The sequence below is a fragment of the Sphingomonas ginsengisoli An et al. 2013 genome (genome assembly GCF_009363895.1).
GTDB classification, from domain to species: Bacteria; Pseudomonadota; Alphaproteobacteria; order Sphingomonadales; family Sphingomonadaceae; genus Sphingomicrobium; species Sphingomicrobium ginsengisoli.
Window position 1 is genome coordinate 2,152,077 of the sequence record NZ_CP045434.1, and the last position, 17,100, is coordinate 2,169,176.

General features: G+C 68.9%; 15 protein-coding genes. 4 read left to right on the forward strand and 11 right to left on the reverse strand.

What is annotated here, in order from left to right; all coding sequences use genetic code 11:
• Positions 1-9 precede the first annotated feature (9 nt).
• The 6 genes from GCU42_RS10450 to GCU42_RS10475 all read right to left on the reverse strand — a co-directional run bounded on the left by GCU42_RS10450 (position 10) and on the right by GCU42_RS10475 (position 4,956).
• On the reverse strand, positions 10-471 hold the full coding sequence (locus tag GCU42_RS10450; RefSeq protein ID WP_114227454.1) for a VOC family protein: 462 nt from the start codon (positions 469-471) through the stop codon (positions 10-12).
• 478 nt (positions 472-949) lie between these two features.
• Positions 950-1,171 (reverse strand): hypothetical protein, encoded by a 222-nt coding sequence (locus GCU42_RS10455; RefSeq protein WP_152569554.1) that lies wholly within the window; start codon positions 1,169-1,171, stop codon positions 950-952.
• Between the two features lie 503 nt (positions 1,172-1,674).
• Complete coding sequence (locus tag GCU42_RS10460; RefSeq protein ID WP_114227456.1) at positions 1,675-2,277, reverse strand: hypothetical protein; 603 nt, start codon at positions 2,275-2,277, stop codon at positions 1,675-1,677.
• 482 nt (positions 2,278-2,759) lie between these two features.
• Positions 2,760-3,989 carry a carbohydrate porin gene (locus GCU42_RS10465; RefSeq protein WP_152569555.1) on the reverse strand — a complete coding sequence of 410 codons (1,230 nt, stop codon included), beginning with the start codon at positions 3,987-3,989 and terminating at the stop codon, positions 2,760-2,762.
• The gene (locus GCU42_RS10470; protein ID WP_114227458.1) at positions 3,986-4,165 is read right to left on the reverse strand and encodes a hypothetical protein; all 180 of its coding nucleotides are present in this window, start codon (positions 4,163-4,165) and stop codon (positions 3,986-3,988) included. Before GCU42_RS10470 ends, GCU42_RS10465 begins: the two co-directional genes overlap by 4 nt.
• Before the next feature lie 32 nt (positions 4,166-4,197).
• Complete coding sequence (locus tag GCU42_RS10475; RefSeq protein ID WP_240309423.1) at positions 4,198-4,956, reverse strand: sulfite exporter TauE/SafE family protein; 759 nt, start codon at positions 4,954-4,956, stop codon at positions 4,198-4,200.
• An 86-nt stretch (positions 4,957-5,042) separates the two neighbouring features.
• Between GCU42_RS10475 and GCU42_RS10480 the strand changes: the two genes are divergently transcribed.
• A complete protein-coding gene (locus tag GCU42_RS10480) occupies positions 5,043-5,735 on the forward strand; it encodes a Crp/Fnr family transcriptional regulator (protein WP_114227459.1) in 693 nt (230 codons plus the stop codon).
• Positions 5,736-5,739: 4 nt separating this feature from the next.
• Here the strand turns inward: GCU42_RS10480 and GCU42_RS10485 are convergent, their stop codons facing one another.
• Positions 5,740-6,186, reverse strand: coding sequence for a hypothetical protein (locus GCU42_RS10485; protein WP_114227460.1), 447 nt, complete (start codon positions 6,184-6,186; stop codon positions 5,740-5,742).
• A 445-nt stretch (positions 6,187-6,631) separates the two neighbouring features.
• Between GCU42_RS10485 and GCU42_RS10490 the strand changes: the two genes are divergently transcribed.
• The 3 genes from GCU42_RS10490 (at position 6,632) to GCU42_RS10500 (ending at position 11,781) form a co-directional block, all read left to right on the forward strand.
• Complete coding sequence (locus tag GCU42_RS10490) at positions 6,632-7,282, forward strand: PEPxxWA-CTERM sorting domain-containing protein (RefSeq protein WP_240309424.1); 651 nt, start codon at positions 6,632-6,634, stop codon at positions 7,280-7,282.
• A gap of 126 nt (positions 7,283-7,408) precedes the next feature.
• Positions 7,409-10,213: a DNA polymerase I gene (polA, locus tag GCU42_RS10495; RefSeq protein ID WP_114227461.1), complete on the forward strand. Its 2,805-nt coding sequence runs from the start codon at positions 7,409-7,411 to the stop codon at positions 10,211-10,213.
• Entirely contained in the window at positions 10,210-11,781 is a 1,572-nt protein-coding gene (locus GCU42_RS10500; RefSeq protein ID WP_114227462.1) for a lipopolysaccharide biosynthesis protein, read from the forward strand. Before polA ends, GCU42_RS10500 begins: the two co-directional genes overlap by 4 nt.
• Before the next feature lie 134 nt (positions 11,782-11,915).
• On the opposite strand, the gene purH is transcribed toward GCU42_RS10500, so the two are convergent.
• From purH to GCU42_RS10520, 4 genes are read right to left on the reverse strand one after another with little or no spacing between them, the layout of a single operon-like run.
• The gene (purH, locus tag GCU42_RS10505) at positions 11,916-13,508 is read right to left on the reverse strand and encodes a bifunctional phosphoribosylaminoimidazolecarboxamide formyltransferase/IMP cyclohydrolase (RefSeq protein ID WP_114227463.1); all 1,593 of its coding nucleotides are present in this window, start codon (positions 13,506-13,508) and stop codon (positions 11,916-11,918) included.
• Between the two features lie 26 nt (positions 13,509-13,534).
• Entirely contained in the window at positions 13,535-15,160 is a 1,626-nt protein-coding gene (locus tag GCU42_RS10510; RefSeq protein WP_114227464.1) for a heparinase II/III family protein, read from the reverse strand.
• On the reverse strand, positions 15,157-15,813 hold the full coding sequence (gene rpe / locus GCU42_RS10515) for a ribulose-phosphate 3-epimerase (protein WP_114227465.1): 657 nt from the start codon (positions 15,811-15,813) through the stop codon (positions 15,157-15,159). The genes GCU42_RS10510 and rpe overlap by 4 nt, the downstream gene beginning before the upstream one ends.
• A gap of 21 nt (positions 15,814-15,834) precedes the next feature.
• Complete coding sequence (locus tag GCU42_RS10520; RefSeq protein ID WP_114227466.1) at positions 15,835-17,085, reverse strand: RsmB/NOP family class I SAM-dependent RNA methyltransferase; 1,251 nt, start codon at positions 17,083-17,085, stop codon at positions 15,835-15,837.
• Positions 17,086-17,100: the final 15 nt, after the last annotated feature.

The window sequence follows — 17,100 nt, forward strand, 5'->3', positions numbered from 1 at the left end:
GAGCGGACGTCAGCGGGCGGGCGGCTGCATGAACTCGATCGTGATATGGTCAGGGCCGGAAACGTAGGCGACCAGCGTCCCCTGGCGTGGGCCGCCAGGGATGGGTTGCGGACTTCCCTTGGCCGTCCATCCCGCTGCCTCGACGCGGGCGAGGGCGGCATGGATGTCCGTCACGGTGAGAGCCAGGTGGGCGGCACCGATGGCGCCCGAGCTGCTGGGCACGATCCCGTTCTCAAGCCCTTTGGCATATTGCAGCAGTTCGACCACGCAGCCGCCGGGCGCCTTGACGATCGCGGTCTTCACCCCTGCGTCGTCGACGCCGGTGACCTGACGCAGGAAGTCGCCCCCCATCTCGGACTGCCGCTCCAGCGTGAAGCCGAGCGCTTCGGTCCAAAACCGAACGGCGTCGTCGAGAGACGATACCGCGAACCCGAAGTGGTCGATGGCCATGACGTTTGCGGTGTCTGTCATCGCTGCATTCCCGCCGGGCAATGGGCCTCCCTAAGCTCCTCGCTAATGTCGAAGGGTCTGGGCACGAAGCCGGTTTCTAGAAGCAGTGAAGAACCGCAACCGGTCGGACTCGGACGTTCGGTCGCAATGTCCGCTTTGGGTGGAAAGCGGACCTTATGTCGCGTCAGTTAGGGATGACGCTGGCACGACTTCACCACCCAAATGCCGGACGAATGCCGCCCGAATGCTGGTTGCGTGCTTTGCCGCTTCAGCGCTGACCGGATCCATGCCTTCAGCCTGAAATACCCACCTAACAAACTCGTCAGCGGTGACTTGACCGCCCTCCGTTATCAGAGCCTCCACATGTGACGGCTCAACGCCATCACCGCTCCCACAGAAGCCCAGATTAACACAGAGGTCACGCAGCAGCGCAGGATAGCCAGACATGCGAGGTAAGGTAGCGGGGCTGCCTACGTCTGCAATGGGTGGAAAGCGGACCTTAAACACCGGCAAAAAGAAGGCGAGCAGAATAGAGGCAGCACACCGCCATAAAAGCATAGAACGAATTCGTGAACCACATGAGCGGCCGTTTCCTCAATTGAGGTGCGAGGGTCCTCAATATAGGATCAATGAAGTTGCCGGTGCGCCATTGCCAGATTGCGAGACTGACGAAGCCTAGAGCGGCGAAAACACTCAAAAACCCCAGTGCCGCGTCGCTCATAGCTTCGCTCCAAAACGCGCTTTCCAGCTCACCTGACCCAGCGCCCATTCCGCAATAGGTGGAAAGCGGACGTTCGTTCCTAATCCGATTTACGGACCCGGCGACCGACCCTGAATGCCAGCCATCCGATGGCGACCTAGGGGTATGTCCAGACGAGCGGAAATGCCGCGTCGGCAAGCATCGACGAGCCGTTACCCACACCGTTGATGTAATCTTCAGCGAGCGAGATGTCGCCTCCGAAGCTCGTGCCAAGGCCTACGAGAGGATAAGTCGCTAGCCACGCTAACACTGCAATTAAGAGGCCTAGAGCAGCGGTAAACGCAGTAGATCGCGGTCGAGAATAACCTAGCCACGCAGCGGCAGACGCTGAAAGTATCCAGTCGAAATCGATGGGCAGCATGAGCTGTATGTTTCACGGCTCCGGAATGTCCGCAATGGGTCGGACTCGGACGTTCGCCCGAGTGTCGACGGCCGCGGATTTGCGGCGCACTTTTCGACTTGGACTATTGTTGGTGTTGCGGGACTTGTCCGGTGATCTTGCCGAACTGAGAGTGCGGCAACAGGTCGGAACCGGCAGACAAGTTCACGAAAAGCGCCCAGCCAAGGCAGAGCAGATCGAACCGACGCGACTTACTGAAAGTCAACCCAGCAAGGGCAACCACATAGCTTGGGAAGTAGAAGTAGAACCACCAGTCGTTCCAAGCCGGCGCTGTCCGCGCGACGAGCGCACCGATGACAATGATGTTCACGAACAGAATGCCACCAGCGACAATCTGCTTTCGATGCCAGTAGTGCTCGTCCAAGTGGGCGACGTGAGATTTTGTGCGTGGAAAGGCCAAGGAAGCAGCGAGAAAGTAGACGATCGCCAACATAACCCCAGTAAATACGAGGTGCCAACTGATGACGAGCGCCGCGCGCGAGCCCCACAGGAACATCCAGAAATTAGTGATGTCGGTGAGTATGAGCAGCGCGAGTGCTGGAGTGAGGGCGCCCAGCGGGCGGGCTCGGCTGCCGTCAATCGCGTCTGCGAACTTCAGCGCGATCTCGGCGACGATAAGGCCGAAAACGACGCCGAACAAAGAGAACAGCGCTTCAAAATCGCTCATGAGTATTGGCCCCCCAAGGCAGTCTCACATGGAGGGTCGATGTCCGCAATGGGTCGAAAACAGACCTTCCGTCAGTACGGCCAGATCACCTGCTCAAGATCCTGCGGTTGTAGTTCGCCGCATATGCTCCCGCTCGCTCGTTGAGAAGCTGACAGTTTTCGTTTTCAGGCGTGTCGGATGTCCCCTCGATCATCCGCACCGGTAGATGGCTGTCCTCAGCCCCGGGCACGATCGTAGTATAACCATAAACGCCTAAAAGGACGCGGTCTCTGCGCTGGATGGCCTTGGTTGCATCGGCATCAGCGAGAGAAGGATCCAGGCTGCGAAGGGTTGGGCACGCCGAGTTTTCTGCTGGCTGTTGTGCACAGGAAGCAATGCAAAGTGGCAGTAGCGGAACGTAAGGCCATTTCATTCTGAATTGATGCGTTCATCTTGCCATGTTCGCATTGGGTCGAAAACAGACCTCCGCCGGCGCAGGCCGCCTATAGCGCATCCGGGGGGACGGTCGGGTCGCCGGGGTCGCTGGCCTTGAGGGAGCCGGGGTGGGCGGCGACGAAGACGAGGCGGAGGCCGACGGCGAGGCTGTCGGGGGCGTGGGCGAGGCCCGCCGGATGGTGGACGAAGTCGAGGTCGGGCTGGACCACGAAACGGTCGCCGATCACCGCCTGGTAGGTCAATTCGACGCTGGTCTCCGCGCGGTGCGTGCCACCAAGCGCCGCGGCGTCGTGCCCGACGACCGCGTGGGCGAGCGCGAGGCCGAGGCGGTCCTTGGGGCGGCCGGCGAAGGTGCCCTGCTGGACGAGGCCGCCGCCGGCATAATCCTCCACCGCCTGGGCGCGGCCGTTGGCGACGCCGCCGCGCAGCCACCACGACAGTCGCGGCAGCCACGCGGTCGGCCCCTGGTAGGAGAGATAGGCGCCGCGGCCGTGCGCGGCGGGATCCGCCACGCCGCCCGTCGCCGCGGTATAGCCCCAGGCGCCCCCTTCGATCCGCCGGTCCTTGTCGAGGTGATCGTCGACCTGCGCGATCACCAGCACCCCGTCGTGCGGGGACAAGCGCTCGGCAAGGAAGGCGTGCGGGAGCGCGGGACTGCCCGCGACGCCGTCGAACACCCCCAGCCGGAGCGTCAGCCGGGGCGAGCGGACCCAGGTGACGGTCGAGCCGACCGCGGTCACCGGGTAGATGGACGGGCCGTTCAGCCCGCTGCGCGAGAGATCGGGAGCGATGCCGTGCGAGCTGTTGAGCATCAGGCTCGCGGCGTCGATCGAATCGAACTGGCTGTTCAGATCGATGAGGCCGAGCCGGACCGCGACGGTGCGGTCGCCCTTGCCCCACAGCCGGGCGAGATAGGCTTCGAACAGCCGCGTCACCGGGACCGCCTCGATGTTGTCGGCGGTCTGGAGGTCGCCGAGGCGGCGCGAGAGCGACTGGCCGTCGAAGCGGAAAAGCTGGGCGTGCGCGCTCCACCCTTCGAGCCCGAATTGGTCACCCCGCAGCGTGCCGGACAGTTGCAGCTTGTTGAGCAGGCTGATGCCCGGGCTTCGGCCGAAGGGCACGCTCATCACGTCGAAGGTCTCGCGCATGGCGATGGCGAGCGGCGGTGGCGGGGGTGGCGGCGCGTCGGCGGCGAGCGCGGGAGCCGCCAGCCCGCAACCAAGGACGAGGGCGGCGGCGGCGCACCCCCGCCACCGGAGGGGCCGCCGCCGGCTCACCGCAGCTTGGCGATCTTGAGCCGGAGCGCCTTGGCCTGCTTCTCGGTGCTTTCTTCCGAGCGGGTGAGGGCCTTGGCGATGGCTTTCAGGCCCAGGCCCTTGACCGCGAGGCGGTGGAGCTTCTCGAGCTCGTCCTGGGTCCAGGGCTGCTTATGGCGTTCGAATTTGTCGGACATGGCGCGAGTGTCGGCGTTTGGCGGCGCAGTGTCTAGGCGTAGGCGCGGGCGAAGAAGACGAGCGTCGTGGCGCCGGTGACGAGGAGGGTCCAGGCGCGGATCGCGCTGGCCGAGAGGTGCTTGCCGAGGATGGCGCCGAGCCATCCGCCGAGGATCGCCCCGACCAGCATCGGCACGCAGGCCGTCCAGGCGATCATCCCAAAGCCGACGAAGATGAAGGCCGCGGCGAGGTTGGCGAGCGCGAGCATCAGCGTGCGGATGGCGAACAACTCGCGCGGGGCGATGCCGGCGAGGAGCCCGTAGAGCGCCGTGGTGATGAGCCCGACCCCGCCGCCGAAATAGCCGCCGTAGATGCCGAGCAACCCTTGGGTCGCGAGCAAGGTACCGCGCCCGATGGTGACGCGCGCCTGAAGCCAGTCGGCGGCGCGCTTGCCGAGCAGCATGACGAGGAAGGCGAACAGCAAGAGCCAGGGGATGAGGAGGTCGAAGGTGCGGGTCGGGGTGAGGACCAGCAAGAGGCTGCCGACCAGCCCGAAGGCGAAGGTGATCGCCGCGAGCCATTTGACGGGGATGCCGCCGACCGGCGCGAGCTCGCGGCGGAAGGACCAGGCGCTGGTCGCCGCGCCGGGGAGAAGCGCGAGGTTGGAGGTGGCGTTGGCGATGTTGGCGGGGAGGCCAAGCCCGATCAGCGCGGGCAGTGTGGCGAAGGTGCCCCCGCCCGCAAGCGCGTTCATCGCTCCGCCGACGAGGCCGGCGCCGAAGCTGAGCAGGAGTGGAAGAGCCGACGACACCACGCGCGGCGGAGGTGGCCGAGCGCGGGCGGGCGCGCAAGGGCTGCCGGGTTGAGCGGGCCGGCGGAGCGGCTACACCCTGGGTCATGGCCGGCTCTCTCCTCGCCTGCGACAGCTGCCCCGTGCGCGACCGCGCGGCGTGTGCGGCGCTCGATTCCGCCGAGCGCGACGACCTGGCGCGGCTGGGTCGGCATCGGCGGCTGGCGGCGGGGGAGACGCTGTTCGCGGCGGGGGAGGCGAGCGACGCCTGCGCGACGCTGGTGCGCGGGGCGCTCAAGATCAGCGCGCTCGACGCCGGGGGGACCGAGCGGATTTTGAGCCTGGTCCATCCGGCGGGGTTCGTCGGCGAGCTGTTCACCCCGCTGGCGCGGTTCGACGTGGTCGCGCTGGCGCCAAGCGAGGTGTGCCTGTTCTCGCGCGCCGAATATGAGCGCGCGGTGGAGCGTTACCCGGCGCTGGCGCGGGCATTGCTGCGGCGATCGAGCGAGGATCTGTTCGCCGCGCGCTCGCTGACCGCGATGGTCGGGCGGCACACCGCGCGCGAACGGGTCGGCACGTTCCTGCTGGCGATGGCCGATGCGGCGAGCGAGTCGCCCTGTCATCCGGCGGCGCGGTTCGAGCTGCCGCTGTCGCGCGCCGAGCTGGCCGGGCTGCTCGGGCTGACGATCGAGACGGTCAGCCGGGTGGTCGGCGCGCTCGAGGCCGACGGCGCGATCCGCCGCCACGGCCGGCGCGGGATCGAACTCCTCGACCCCGCGCGGCTCGGCCCCGCCGCCTGAGCGGTCAGACCAGCGCGGCGATGGTGGTCGTCGCGATGCCCCAGAAGAGCACGCAGGCCGGGAGCAGGAGGACCAGCGTCGCCGCCTCGCCGGCGTCGCTGTGGCCGGTCAACGTCTCGATCCCGCGCTCGCGAAACTCGGCCCAGCCGAGCGCGCGGTCGCGGTGGGCGGGCTTCATCGTCGCCCACTTCATCGGCACGACGCAGAACGCCGCGACGAAGATGACGTTGATGACCATCGGCATGACGAGGCCGTCGGCAGCGAAGCCGATCCACATCACCGCCAGATAGGCCATGAACAGCCCGAACACGCCGAGCAGCAGCGCCGGGGGCAGGCCGAAGTTGCGGTCGGTGCAGCCGGCGCGGGCTTCCGCGGGGGTGGCGAGGGCGGGCGGCGGGGCAGTGATTTCCTGGCGGGCGGCAAGCGCGGCGCGGTCGAGACCGCGGGTCATCGGGCAAACTCCTGACTTGATGGGTCAGGCGTAGCCGCGGCGGCCGCACGGCGCTTTGACGGTCGTCAAATCTAAGCGGCGACGGTGGATCAAGGGGAGAGGCAGCTACATCTTCCACGCCTATCACCGGCTACCCGCCGACCGACAAGCACGGCCAGCCGGCGGGCGCCATCGCGCAAGGGGGCGGGCTCAGCTTCCAGCCGGTAATGTCGCCGCCTCGCCGGACCCGTGAAAGGGTCGAGGAACGCGCCGCCCGCGGCCGCGCGTCGTCCGAAAATGCGCCAACGCGGCACAGTTAAAATTGCATTGACGTGAGATTAACTCCTGTTAACCAAGAGGCGGGGTGGGCTTGGCGTCGGAGGGCGACGTCGTTTGGACGGAGCCTACTATGTCACTGAAAACCATGTTTGCCGGCGCTGCACTTGCGGCGTCCCTGACCTTTGCCGTGCCTGCATCGGCCACGGACCTGCTGCCCGGAGCGACCGGCCAGCCGACCCAGGCTTTCCCGGCCGGAACGGCGGGCACGCTGTTGGCGAGTTCGAGCACAGCGGGCACGGCGCTGACCTTCTCGGCAACCTTCAACCAGGCGGTCTATCAGAACACGTCCGGCACGCTCGATTTCTACTATCAGGTCATCCGCACCGGCGCGGGGAGCGCCGCCAGCCAGGAGATCCGGAGCTTCACGGTCAGCGATTTCACCAACTTCCTGGTGAGCGCCTTCGTGAACGGTGCCGACACGGATGGCGCCGGTCCGTTCGTTGCGGTCAACAATCCCGCCTTGGCCGATGGGACGCCAAGTGGGTCGACCACCACCTTCGGCCGGTCGCCGAGCGGCGGCGTGCTCACCACGGAATTCGGCGCCAACGGCCTGACCGGGACCGAGAACAGCACCACTTACATCTTCCGGACCAACGCCACCGCCTTCAACCAGCTCGGCTTCTACGGCGTGATCGACGGATCGACGTTGTCGGGCCGCGCCTTCGCGCCGACCGCGGCGGTGCCCGAGCCCGGCACCTGGGCGCTGATGCTGATCGGCTTCGGCGGCATGGGCGTCGCCATGCGCCGGCGGCGGAAGGCGGCCTTGCAGATCGCCTGACCGCTGACGTTCGGGGGGAATAGAGGAGCCGCCGCCGGGCAGACCGGCGGCGGCTCCTTTGCCGTTTTCCGGGATGCTGCCGCTTGGCTGGCATCGGACGGGGGAGATGGCTACATCGGGCGCTTCATGTCCGACACGCAGCCCCACCTCTACCTCGTCGACGGGTCGAGCTACATCTTCCGCGCCTATCACCGGCTCCCCCCGCTGACCAACAAGCATGGCCAGCCGGCGGGCGCGGTCTATGGCTATACGGCGATGCTGTGGAAGCTCGCCGACGGGCTGAACAAGGCCGACGGGCCGACCCACATGGCGGTGATCCTCGACAAGGGCTCGTCCTCGTTCCGCAACGAGATGTACGACCAGTATAAGGCGCACCGGCCGCCACCGCCCGAGGACCTGGTCCCGCAATTCCCGCTGATCCGCACCGCGACGCGCGCCTTTTCGATTCCGTGCATCGAGGAAGCGGGGCTGGAGGCCGACGACATCATCGCCTGCTACGTCACCGCCGCGCGCGAGGCGGGGTGGAAGGTGACCATCGTCAGCTCCGACAAGGATTTGATGCAGCTGATCGAGGACGGCTCGGTCGACATGCTCGACACGATGAACGACCGGAGGATCGACACCGCTTACGTGGTCGAGAAGTTCGGGGTCGGGCCCGAGCTGGTCGGCGACGTGCTGGCGCTGATGGGCGACAGCGTCGACAATGTGCCGGGCGTGCCGGGGGTGGGTCCGAAGACCGCGACCCAGCTGATCCAGGAGCATGGCAACCTCGAGGCGGTGCTGGCCGCCGCCGACGGGATCAAGAAGCCCAAGCTGCGCGAGAATCTGCTCGCCCACGCCGACATGGCGCGCTTGAGCCGCGAGCTGGTGCGGCTGAAGTGCGACGCCAATCTGCCCGAGCCGCTCGAGGCGCTGGCGCTGACCGGCATCCCCAAGGAGCCGCTGCGCGAATTCCTCGAGGACCAGGGGTTCAAGACGCTGCTGAACCGGATGGTCGGCGGGGCGGGTGCGCCGGTGGCGACGGGAAGCAGCGGAGCGGCGCGGCCGACGCTGGGCTCGACGCCCGACCGCGCGAGCGGGCCGGCGCCGGCCGAGGCGATCACCATCGACCGCTCGAAGTATGAGACGGTGACGACGCTCGACGCGCTCGATCGCTGGATCGCCGAGGCGACGCGGCAGGGCTTTGTCGCGGTCGATACCGAGACCGATTGCATCGACTGCATCGTCGCGCGGCTGGCGGGGGTGAGCCTGGCGACCGCGCCCAACAAGGCCTGTTATATCCCGGTCGGGCACAGCGGGCTCGACATGTTCGCCGAGGCGCCGCAGCAGCTGCCGCTGAACCAGGTGCTCGACCGCTTGAAGCCGCTGCTCGAAGACCCAGCGGTGCTCAAGATCGGGCATAATTTCAAATATGACTGGGTGATGTTCGCCAAGCACGGGATCGAGGCCGGACCGGTCGACGATACGATGCTGATGAGCTTCGACCTCGACGCCGGGCGGCAGGGCCACGGCATGGACGAGCTCGCCAAGCTGCACTTCGAGCATGAATGCCTGAGCTTCAAGGCGGTGTGCGGGACGGGCAAGAACCAGATCACCTTCGACAAGGTGCCGCTCGACCGCGCGACCGAATATGCCGCCGAGGACGCCGACATCACGCTCAGGCTGTGGCAGCGGTTGAAGCCGCGGATCGCCGCCGAGAATGTCGCGCGGGTCTATGAGAGCGTCGACAAGCCGCTGGTGCGGGTGGTCGGCTGCATGGAGCGCGAAGGGGTCAAGGTCGACCGCGACTATCTGGCCGAGCTGAGCAAGACCTTCGCGACCGAGATCGCGAGCCTGGAAGAGCGGGTCTATGAGGCGGCGTGCGGGCCGTTCCAGATCGGCTCGACCCAGCAATTGGGGCAGGTGCTCTACGAGCGGCTGGGGCTGAAAGGCGGACGCAAGGGCAAGAGCGGAGCCTATTCGACCGACGTCAACGAGCTCGAGCGGCTGGCGGGCGAAGGGGTGGCGTGCGCGAGCCTGGTGCTCGAGTGGCGGCAGCTGACCAAGCTCAAGACCACCTACACCGACGCGCTGCAGGCGCAGATCAATCCCGAGACGGGGCGGGTGCACACCAGTTTCAGCCTGGCGGCGGCGCAGACCGGGCGACTGTCGTCGACCGATCCGAACCTCCAGAACATCCCGATCCGCACCGAGATCGGGCGCAAGATCCGCGACGCCTTCGTCGCCGAGCCCGGCCATGTGCTGATGAGCGCCGACTACAGCCAGATCGAGCTGCGGCTGGCGGCGCACATCGCCGACGTGCCGCAATTGAAGGAAGCCTTCCTCGACAAGGCGGACATCCACTCGATGACCGCCGAGGAATTGTTCGGGGCGAGCGACCGCGACGCGCGCAACAAGGCCAAGACGATCAACTTTGCGATCCTCTACGGCATTTCGTCATGGGGGTTGGCGGGACGGCTCGGCATTTCGCGCGACGAGGGCAAGGTCATCATCGACCGCTATTTCGAGCGCTTCCCGGGCATCCAGAATTATATCGGCGACACGCTGAGCTTCGTGCGCGAGCATGGCTTCACCCGCACCCTGTTCGGGCGCAAGACGCACTTCCCCAACATCCGCTCGAGCCAGATGAACCACCGCCAGGGGGCCGAGCGGGCGGCGATCAACGCACCGATCCAGGGGACCAGCGCCGATATCATTAAGCGGGCGATGGCGCGGATGACGCCGGCGCTGCGCGACGCCGGGCTGCCACGCGTGCGGATGCTGCTGCAGGTGCACGACGAACTGGTGTTCGAGGTGCCCGAGGGCGAGGAAGAAGCCGCTGCGGCGGTGGTCCGGCGGGTGATGGCCGAGGCGGCCGAGCCGATGGTGGCGCTGACCGTCCCGCTCGACGTCGAGGTGGGCTGGGGCGCGCACTGGGGCGCGGCGCATTGAGCGCGACGCAGGCGGGACCGGGCGAGGCCACCCCCGATAGCGAGGCACCGAGCGCCGATCTCGCGGCACTGGCGCGGGGCGGGCGGATCAACTTCTTCGGCTTCGTGCTGCGGCTGGCGGCGCGGCTGCCTTTCCTGTTCATCGCCGGGCGGATGTACGGCGCCGAGGCGCTCGGCCGCTTCGCTTATGCGGTGCTGGTGGTCGAATTCGCCGCGCAGCTCGCGACGCTGGGGCTGAAGCGCGGGCTCGCCCAGCAGTTGAGCGAAACCGACCGCGACCATGGCTGCGTCGCGTGGGACGCGCTGCTGGTGGCGGCGGTCGGCTCGGCGATCTGCATGGGCGTGCTGTTCGCCTTTCCGCGGGCGATGTATCCCAACAGCGAGATCCACGGGCTCGAATGGCTGTTGCCGCTAGCGGTGCTGGCGATGGCCTGGTCGGACATCATGCTCGCCGCCCTCGCCTATCGCGAGGATGTCGGCGCGACGGTGCGCGCGCGGGCGGTGGTCGAGCCGTGGATCATCAGCGGGGCGGCGCTGGCCTTCGCCTTTATCGACAAGCGCGACGGGCTGATCATCGCTTATGCGCTGTCGATGCTAGGCGCGGTCACCGCGTCGGTGATTCCGTTCGTCCGCAGCTACGGCATTCCCCACGGCTGGCGACCCGACCCGGCGACCGGCTGGCGGATGGCGCGGCGCTATCTGCCGGTGGCGGCGGCCGACACGGTCGAATGGGCGAGCCGGCGGATCGACCTCGCCATCCTCGGCCTGTTCGCGACGCCGTACCTAGTCGGTATCTATTATGTCGCGCAGAACGTCGCCTCGCTGCCGAGCAAATTGAAGACGAGCTTCGACCCGATCCTCAGCCCGGTCATTGCCACCAACGTCGCCAAGGGCGATTTTCTGGCGGTCGCCAAGCAGGTGCGGCAGGTCGGCTTCTGGGTGATCGCCGCGCAGGCCGCGGTGGGGCTGGCGCTGTGCATCCCCGGCAAGGCGGTGATGGGGCTGGTCGGGCCCAACTTCGTCGCCGGCACCGCGGCGCTCGCCTTCCTGCTCGCCGCCGAAGTGGTCGCGGCGACCGCCACCACCAGCGAGGCGGCGCTGATCTACATCGCCCGCAAGCGCAACATGCTGCTGTCCTTGATCATGCTCGGCTTGCAGGCGGTGCTGACGGTGGTGCTGATCGTCGCCATGCGGCGGCTCGGCTGGCCGCCGCAGTGGCAGGCGACCTCACCCGCGATCGCGCTGGCGCTGGCGCTGGTGTTCGCGGCGGTGAGCAAGGCGTGGCTCGCCGGCCGACTGCTCGGCGCCCCGGTCAGCGGCTGGCGCTGGCCGCTGGTGTGGGCGGCGGCGGCGGCGACGTTGGTCGGCGAAGTCGCGATCCGGCTGCCCGAATGGGCCGAGCTGGCGTTCGGCATTCCGGCGATCCTGGCGACCTTCGGCGCGATCATCTGGCTGCGCGGCTTCGGCCCCGAAGACCGCGAGCTGTTCCGGATGCGCAAGGCCGACATCGAGGAATTGCGCGAGGCAGAGGTGCCGGCGGCGGGGACGACGGCGAACCCGGTTCGGTAGGACGAAGGGAGGGGCGCGAAGTGAATTCGCGCCGTCGGTCCTGTCGCGCATTCGCGCGCAGGCCGGCCGCACTTCGCCGGCTCTTCGCGCTGCTCCGGCGGCACTATCGTGCCGGCGTCGCTGCGCTCGGCGGCTTAGTGGCGAAAGTGCCTCATGCCCGTGAAGATCATCGCCAGCCCGGCCTCGTCGGCGGCGTGGATGACTTCGTCGTCGCGCATCGAGCCGCCGGGCTGGATCACCGCGGTGGCGCCGGCTTCGGCGGCGGCGAGCAGGCCGTCGGCGAAGGGAAAGAAGGCGTCGCTGGCGACCGCCGAGCCGACGGTGCGGGGCTCGGCCCAGCCGTGGGTTTCGGCGGCTTCGCGCGCCTTGACCGCGGCGATACGCGCGGAGTCGCGGCGGTTCATCTGGCCAGCGCCGATGCCCGCGGTGGCGCCATCCTTGGCGTAGACGATGGCGTTCGACTTGACGTGCTTGGCGACGGTCCAGGCGAAGCGGCAGTCGGCGATTTCCCGCTCGGTCGGTTCGCGCTTGGTCACCACCTTGAGGTCGTGAGGCAAGATGACGCCATTGTCGCGCGCCTGCACCAGCATCCCGCCGGCGATGCTCCTGAGCTGGAGGCCGGGGCGCGCCGGGTCGGGCAGCGCGCCGGTCAGCAGCAGGCGGAGGTTCTTCTTGGCGGCGAACAACGCGATCGCTTCCTCGTCGGCGTCGGGGGCGATGACCACCTCGGTGAAGATGGCGGTGATGGCGCGCGCCGTCGCGGCGTCGAGCGAGCGGTTGACGGCGACGATGCCGCCGAACGCCGAGACGTCATCGCACTGCAGCGCGGCGGTGTAGGCGGCGAGCAGCGAGTCGCCTTGGGCGACTCCGCACGGATTGGCGTGCTTGACGATGACGCAGGCGGGCGCGCCGTCGCGGAACTCGGCGACCAGCTCGAGCGCGGCGTCGGCGTCGTTCAAGTTGTTGTAGCTGAGTTCCTTGCCTTGCACCTGGCGGGCGCCGGCGACGCCCAGGACGCCGCGGCTCTGCGGCAGATAGAGCGCGGCCGACTGGTGCGGGTTTTCGCCGTAGCGCAGCTCGCTCGCCTTGGTGAGCGCGAGCGGCAGGGTGGCGGGGAAGCGCTCGCCCTGGTCGGCGAAGGCGAACCAGCTGGCGATCGCGCTGTCGTAGGAAGCGGTCAGCGCATAGGCCTTGCCGGCGAGGCGGCGGCGCAGCGCGAGCGAGGTCTGGCCGTGGTTGGCGTCGAGCTCGGCGGTCAGCGCTTCATAGTCGGCGGGGTCGGTGAGGATCGCGACATGGGCGTGGTTCTTGGCGGCCGAGCGGACCATCGAGGGGCCGCCGATGTCGATATTCTCGATCACCTCGTCACGCGCCGCGCCGCGGGCGACGGTCTGCTCGAAGGGGTAGAGATTGACCACGACGAGGTCGATCGGGGCGATGTCGTGCTCGGCGGCAGCGGCCTGGTGGGCGGGGTTGTCGCGGACGGCGAGAAGGCCGCCGTGGACCTTGGGGTGGAGCGTCTTCACGCGCCCGTCCATCATCTCGGGAAAGCCGGTGAGCTCGGCGACGTCGCGGACCGGATGGCCGAGCTCACGCAGTTTCGTCGCGGTGCCGCCGGTCGAGACCAGCTCGACCCCGTAGCGGACCAGCGCCGCCGCCAGCGCGTCGAGGCCGGACTTGTCGGAAAGCGAAAGCAGCGCCCGGCGGACGGGCACGAGGTCGGTCATGGTGGTTCCCTTGGGTGAGCGAGAGGTCAGGAGGAGCGGCGGAATTGCCAGCCGAGGTCGATCCCGAGGTGGGAGACCTCCCCGGTGATGGCGAGCTGGAGGCAGCCGGCGAGACGCCCGGCGCCATCGACCCAGACGCTGTCCTCGACCTCGAGCCGGGCGCCCTTGCAGCGGAAGTTCCACGGCGGCGCGCCGGGCGAGCGGAGAATCGCCCCCATCTGGTCGGCGGTGGCGACCGCCTCGACCCCGGGGGCGAGGTGGAAACGCAGGGTGAAGGCGGCGGCGTCGCGGAGCTTCTTGCGGCCCCGGGGTAGGAGGCGGTCGAGCCCGCGCACTTCCTTGCCATCGTTGGCGAGCATGACGCCGCGGCTGTGGATCAGCCCGAAGCCCTTGAGATAGCCGTCGTGGCTGGCTTCGAGGCGGGTGAACTCATCGTCGTCGCGGCGGTCGAGGGTGACGTCCTTGACCCCGGCGCCGAGGCTGCCGTCGGGGAGGATGGCGGTGGAATTGGTGTCGGCGAGGATCAGCGTCGAGTGGGCGGCGGTAGTGCGCAGCGCCTGCGCGAGGTCGGACGGGAGGCTGGTCGGCAGGAGGCCGGGGCCACCGCAATTGACCACCAGCCGCTGCGGCCCGTCGCTCATTTCGAGCGCGAGGGTCGAGGCCGAACCGGTCCGCGCCATCCGCGTCGGCGGGGGCGGCGCGGCGTCGACGACGACGATGGTGCCGAGCGCGGTCAGCCGGTGATAGCCCCAGCCGCGCGCTTGGCGGAGCGGGCGGGCGCGCAGCCCGCACCCCTCGATCAGCGCGGCGATGCGCGCGGTTTCGCCCGGGTTGCCGCCCTGCCAGGACCCCAGCGCGCCGTCGCCCATGGTCACCCCATGAAGCGCGGCGAGCGCGGCGGTGGCGGCATTGTCGAGCGCTTCGGGCATCGCCTGCTTGGCGGCATGGTAAGCGGCGTGGAGCAGGCCCAAGCGGTCGACCAGCAGCGCCTGCTCGGCCGGCGAGCGCGAGATGAGGCCGCCGTCGTCGAACTGGCCGGTGGCAAGCGCGCGGGTAAGGCCCGCCTCGGCGCGGGCGACGCGGCTCGACTGGCCCTGGAGGAGCAAGGCAGCGCTGGTGAGGCCGGCCCAGGCGGTGATCCGCGGCAGGCCCGGCGGGGCCTGGTCGGCGGTGGCGACGAGGTGGCGGGCGCCGCGCGCCATCGTGTTGAGCAGCGCCGCGCGATAGGCGGTGTCGCGGCTCGACAGGAGAAAGGGCGCGTAGGCCGTCCAGAACAAGAGCCGCTCGCCCCACAAGGGCGGCGCCCAGGCGGCGTCGACCTTGCCGCCATGCGCGACCAGCCAGCGCGCGGCGACCGCTTCGGCTAGGCGAGCGCCCTTGTCGCGCGAGGCGGCAGCGGAGAGGTCGCGCAGCCAGGAGAAGCCCTGGAGGTCGCGGGCAAGCGGGGACGTCGTGCCGACGTCGGCGAAGTCGAGGTCGGCGAGGGGGAGCGCGTCGGTGCCGCGGACGAGCCGGCCGGCGAGCAGCTGGTCGCCGCGCGCGCGGTCGCCCTGGACGTGGTCGCGGGGGACGGCGGCGAGCCGCAGCGGCTGGCGCGAGCGGCCGAACAGCCGGCGCAGCAGGGGCGGACGGGCGCCGCCTGCTTCGCTCACGCCGCGCCTCGCAGCGCGGCGATGTTGGCGGCGTAGCGGTCGGGGCCGCCGGTGAAGGCGGCGGTGCCCGCGACCAGCGCGGTGGCGCCGGCGTCGATGCACTGGCGCGCGGTGACGGGGTCGACCCCGCCGTCGACCTCGAGTTCGCAGGTCAGGCCCTCCTTGGCGATGCGCTTGGCGATCGCCTCGATCTTGCGGAGCTGGCTCGAAATGAACTTCTGCCCGCCAAACCCCGGATTGACGCTCATCACCAGCACGAGGTCGAGGTCCTCGAGGACATAGTCGAGCATCTTGGCGGGGGTGGCGGGGTTGAGGGAGACGCCGGCCTGCTTGCCGAGACCCTTGATGCGCTGGATGGTGCGGTGGAGGTGGGGCCCGGCCTCGGGGTGGACGGTGATGATGTCGGCGCCCGCCTCGGCGAAAGCGTCGAGGAAGTTATCGACCGGCGAGATCATCAGGTGGACGTCGAACGGCTTGGCGCTGTGCGGGCGGAGCGCCTTCACCACCCCGGGGCCGAAGGTGAGGTTGGGGACGAAGTGGCCGTCCATCACGTCGAGGTGGATCCAATCGGCCCCCGCCGCGTCGATCGCGCGGACTTCCTCGCCTAAACGGGCGAAATCGGCGGAGAGGATCGAGGGGGCGATGCGGACCATGGGACCGATTAGCCGGGGAGCCTAGCGGCGGACAAGCCGGGCGATGAAGAAGCCGTCGAGGCCGCCGTCTTTTTCGAGGGCGCCGGGGAGGAGTCGCAGCCAGCCGCGGTCGTGCGGGGCGATGCCCGGCGGCAATTCTTGCGCGGAGATCGGGTCGAGCGTGAGGCCGGCGGGGGCATTGGCGACGATGGCCTCGCCTTCCTCGGGCTCGAGCGAGCAGACGGCGTAGACCAACGTGCCGCCGGGGCGGAGCAACGTGGCGGCGTGGGCGAGCAGCGCGGCCTGACGCTCGGCACTCTCAGCGACGATGCGGGGTGAGGCGCGGTAGAGAACCTCGGGATGGCGGCGGAAGGTGCCGGTCGCCGAGCAGGGCGCGTCGAGCAGGATGGCGTCATAGTCGCCTTCGCTCCACGCGAGCGCTTCGGAGGCCGCCGTCGTGGCGTCGAGTCCGGTTCGGCTCAGATTTTCAGAAAGTCGTGCCAGACGACTTTCCGACCGATCGACGGCAGTGACGCGGTGACCGCGTGACGCCAGTTGCATCGTCTTGCCGCCGGGTGCGGCGCAGAGGTCGAGGACGTTGGCGGCCTCGCGCGGGATCAGCCGGGCGGGGATGGAGGCGGCGAGGTCCTGCACCCACCAGCCGCCGGCGCCATAGCCGGGCAAATCCTGCACCGCCGCGCCGCCGGTCAGTCGGACGTGGTTCGGGGCAAGGCTGACGCCGCCGGTCTCGACCGCGAAGGCCTGCGCGACGGCATCGTCGGCGAAGCTCAAGTCGAGCGGCGGGCGCCGGACGATCGCGCGGCGGGCGGCGGCGACGGCTTCTTCGCCCCAAGCCACGGTCCAGCGCGCTTCGACCGGAGCGGGGAGCGCGGGGGCGTCGCTGGCTTGCGGATTGCTGCGCAGCAGGGTGCCGAGGACGCCGTGGACCAGCCGCCGCGGGCCGCCGTCGACCAGCGGCAGCGCGGTCGCGACCAGCGCATGGTCGGGTACGTTCATCGCCAGTTTCTGCGCGAGCGCGAGGCGGAGCACCATCCGCGCCTTGGCGTCGTCGGCGAGGCGGAGGCGGGTCGCGCCGTCGATCAGCGCGTCGAGCTCGGGCAGGCGACGGAGCGTCTCGCCGGCGATGGCGAGCGCGAGCGGGCGGTCGGCGAGCGGGGTGCGCTGGGCGGCGCTGTCCAGGGTAATCCCCCGGCGGAGGACGGCGTCGAGCAATTGCAGCGCGGCGCGGCGCTCGGCAAAGCCTTCGGTCCCTCTTGGCTCGGCGCCGTTCACTGCCCATGTCCCTTG

Bases quoted from the DNA above. Each gene is read 5' to 3' on its own strand.
- rpe (WP_114227465.1), bottom strand. From the start codon at position 15,813: ATGGTCCGCATCGCCCCCTCGATCCTCTCCGCCGATTTCGCCCGTTTA.
- polA (WP_114227461.1), top strand. From the start codon at position 7,409: ATGTCCGACACGCAGCCCCACCTCTACCTCGTCGACGGGTCGAGCTAC.
- GCU42_RS10480 (WP_114227459.1), top strand. From the start codon at position 5,043: ATGGCCGGCTCTCTCCTCGCCTGCGACAGCTGCCCCGTGCGCGACCGC.
- GCU42_RS10485 (WP_114227460.1), bottom strand. From the start codon at position 6,186: ATGACCCGCGGTCTCGACCGCGCCGCGCTTGCCGCCCGCCAGGAAATC.
- purH (WP_114227463.1), bottom strand. From the start codon at position 13,508: ATGACCGACCTCGTGCCCGTCCGCCGGGCGCTGCTTTCGCTTTCCGAC.
- GCU42_RS10455 (WP_152569554.1), bottom strand. From the start codon at position 1,171: ATGAGCGACGCGGCACTGGGGTTTTTGAGTGTTTTCGCCGCTCTAGGC.
- GCU42_RS10450 (WP_114227454.1), bottom strand. From the start codon at position 471: ATGACAGACACCGCAAACGTCATGGCCATCGACCACTTCGGGTTCGCG.
- GCU42_RS10460 (WP_114227456.1), bottom strand. From the start codon at position 2,277: ATGAGCGATTTTGAAGCGCTGTTCTCTTTGTTCGGCGTCGTTTTCGGC.
- GCU42_RS10470 (WP_114227458.1), bottom strand. From the start codon at position 4,165: ATGTCCGACAAATTCGAACGCCATAAGCAGCCCTGGACCCAGGACGAG.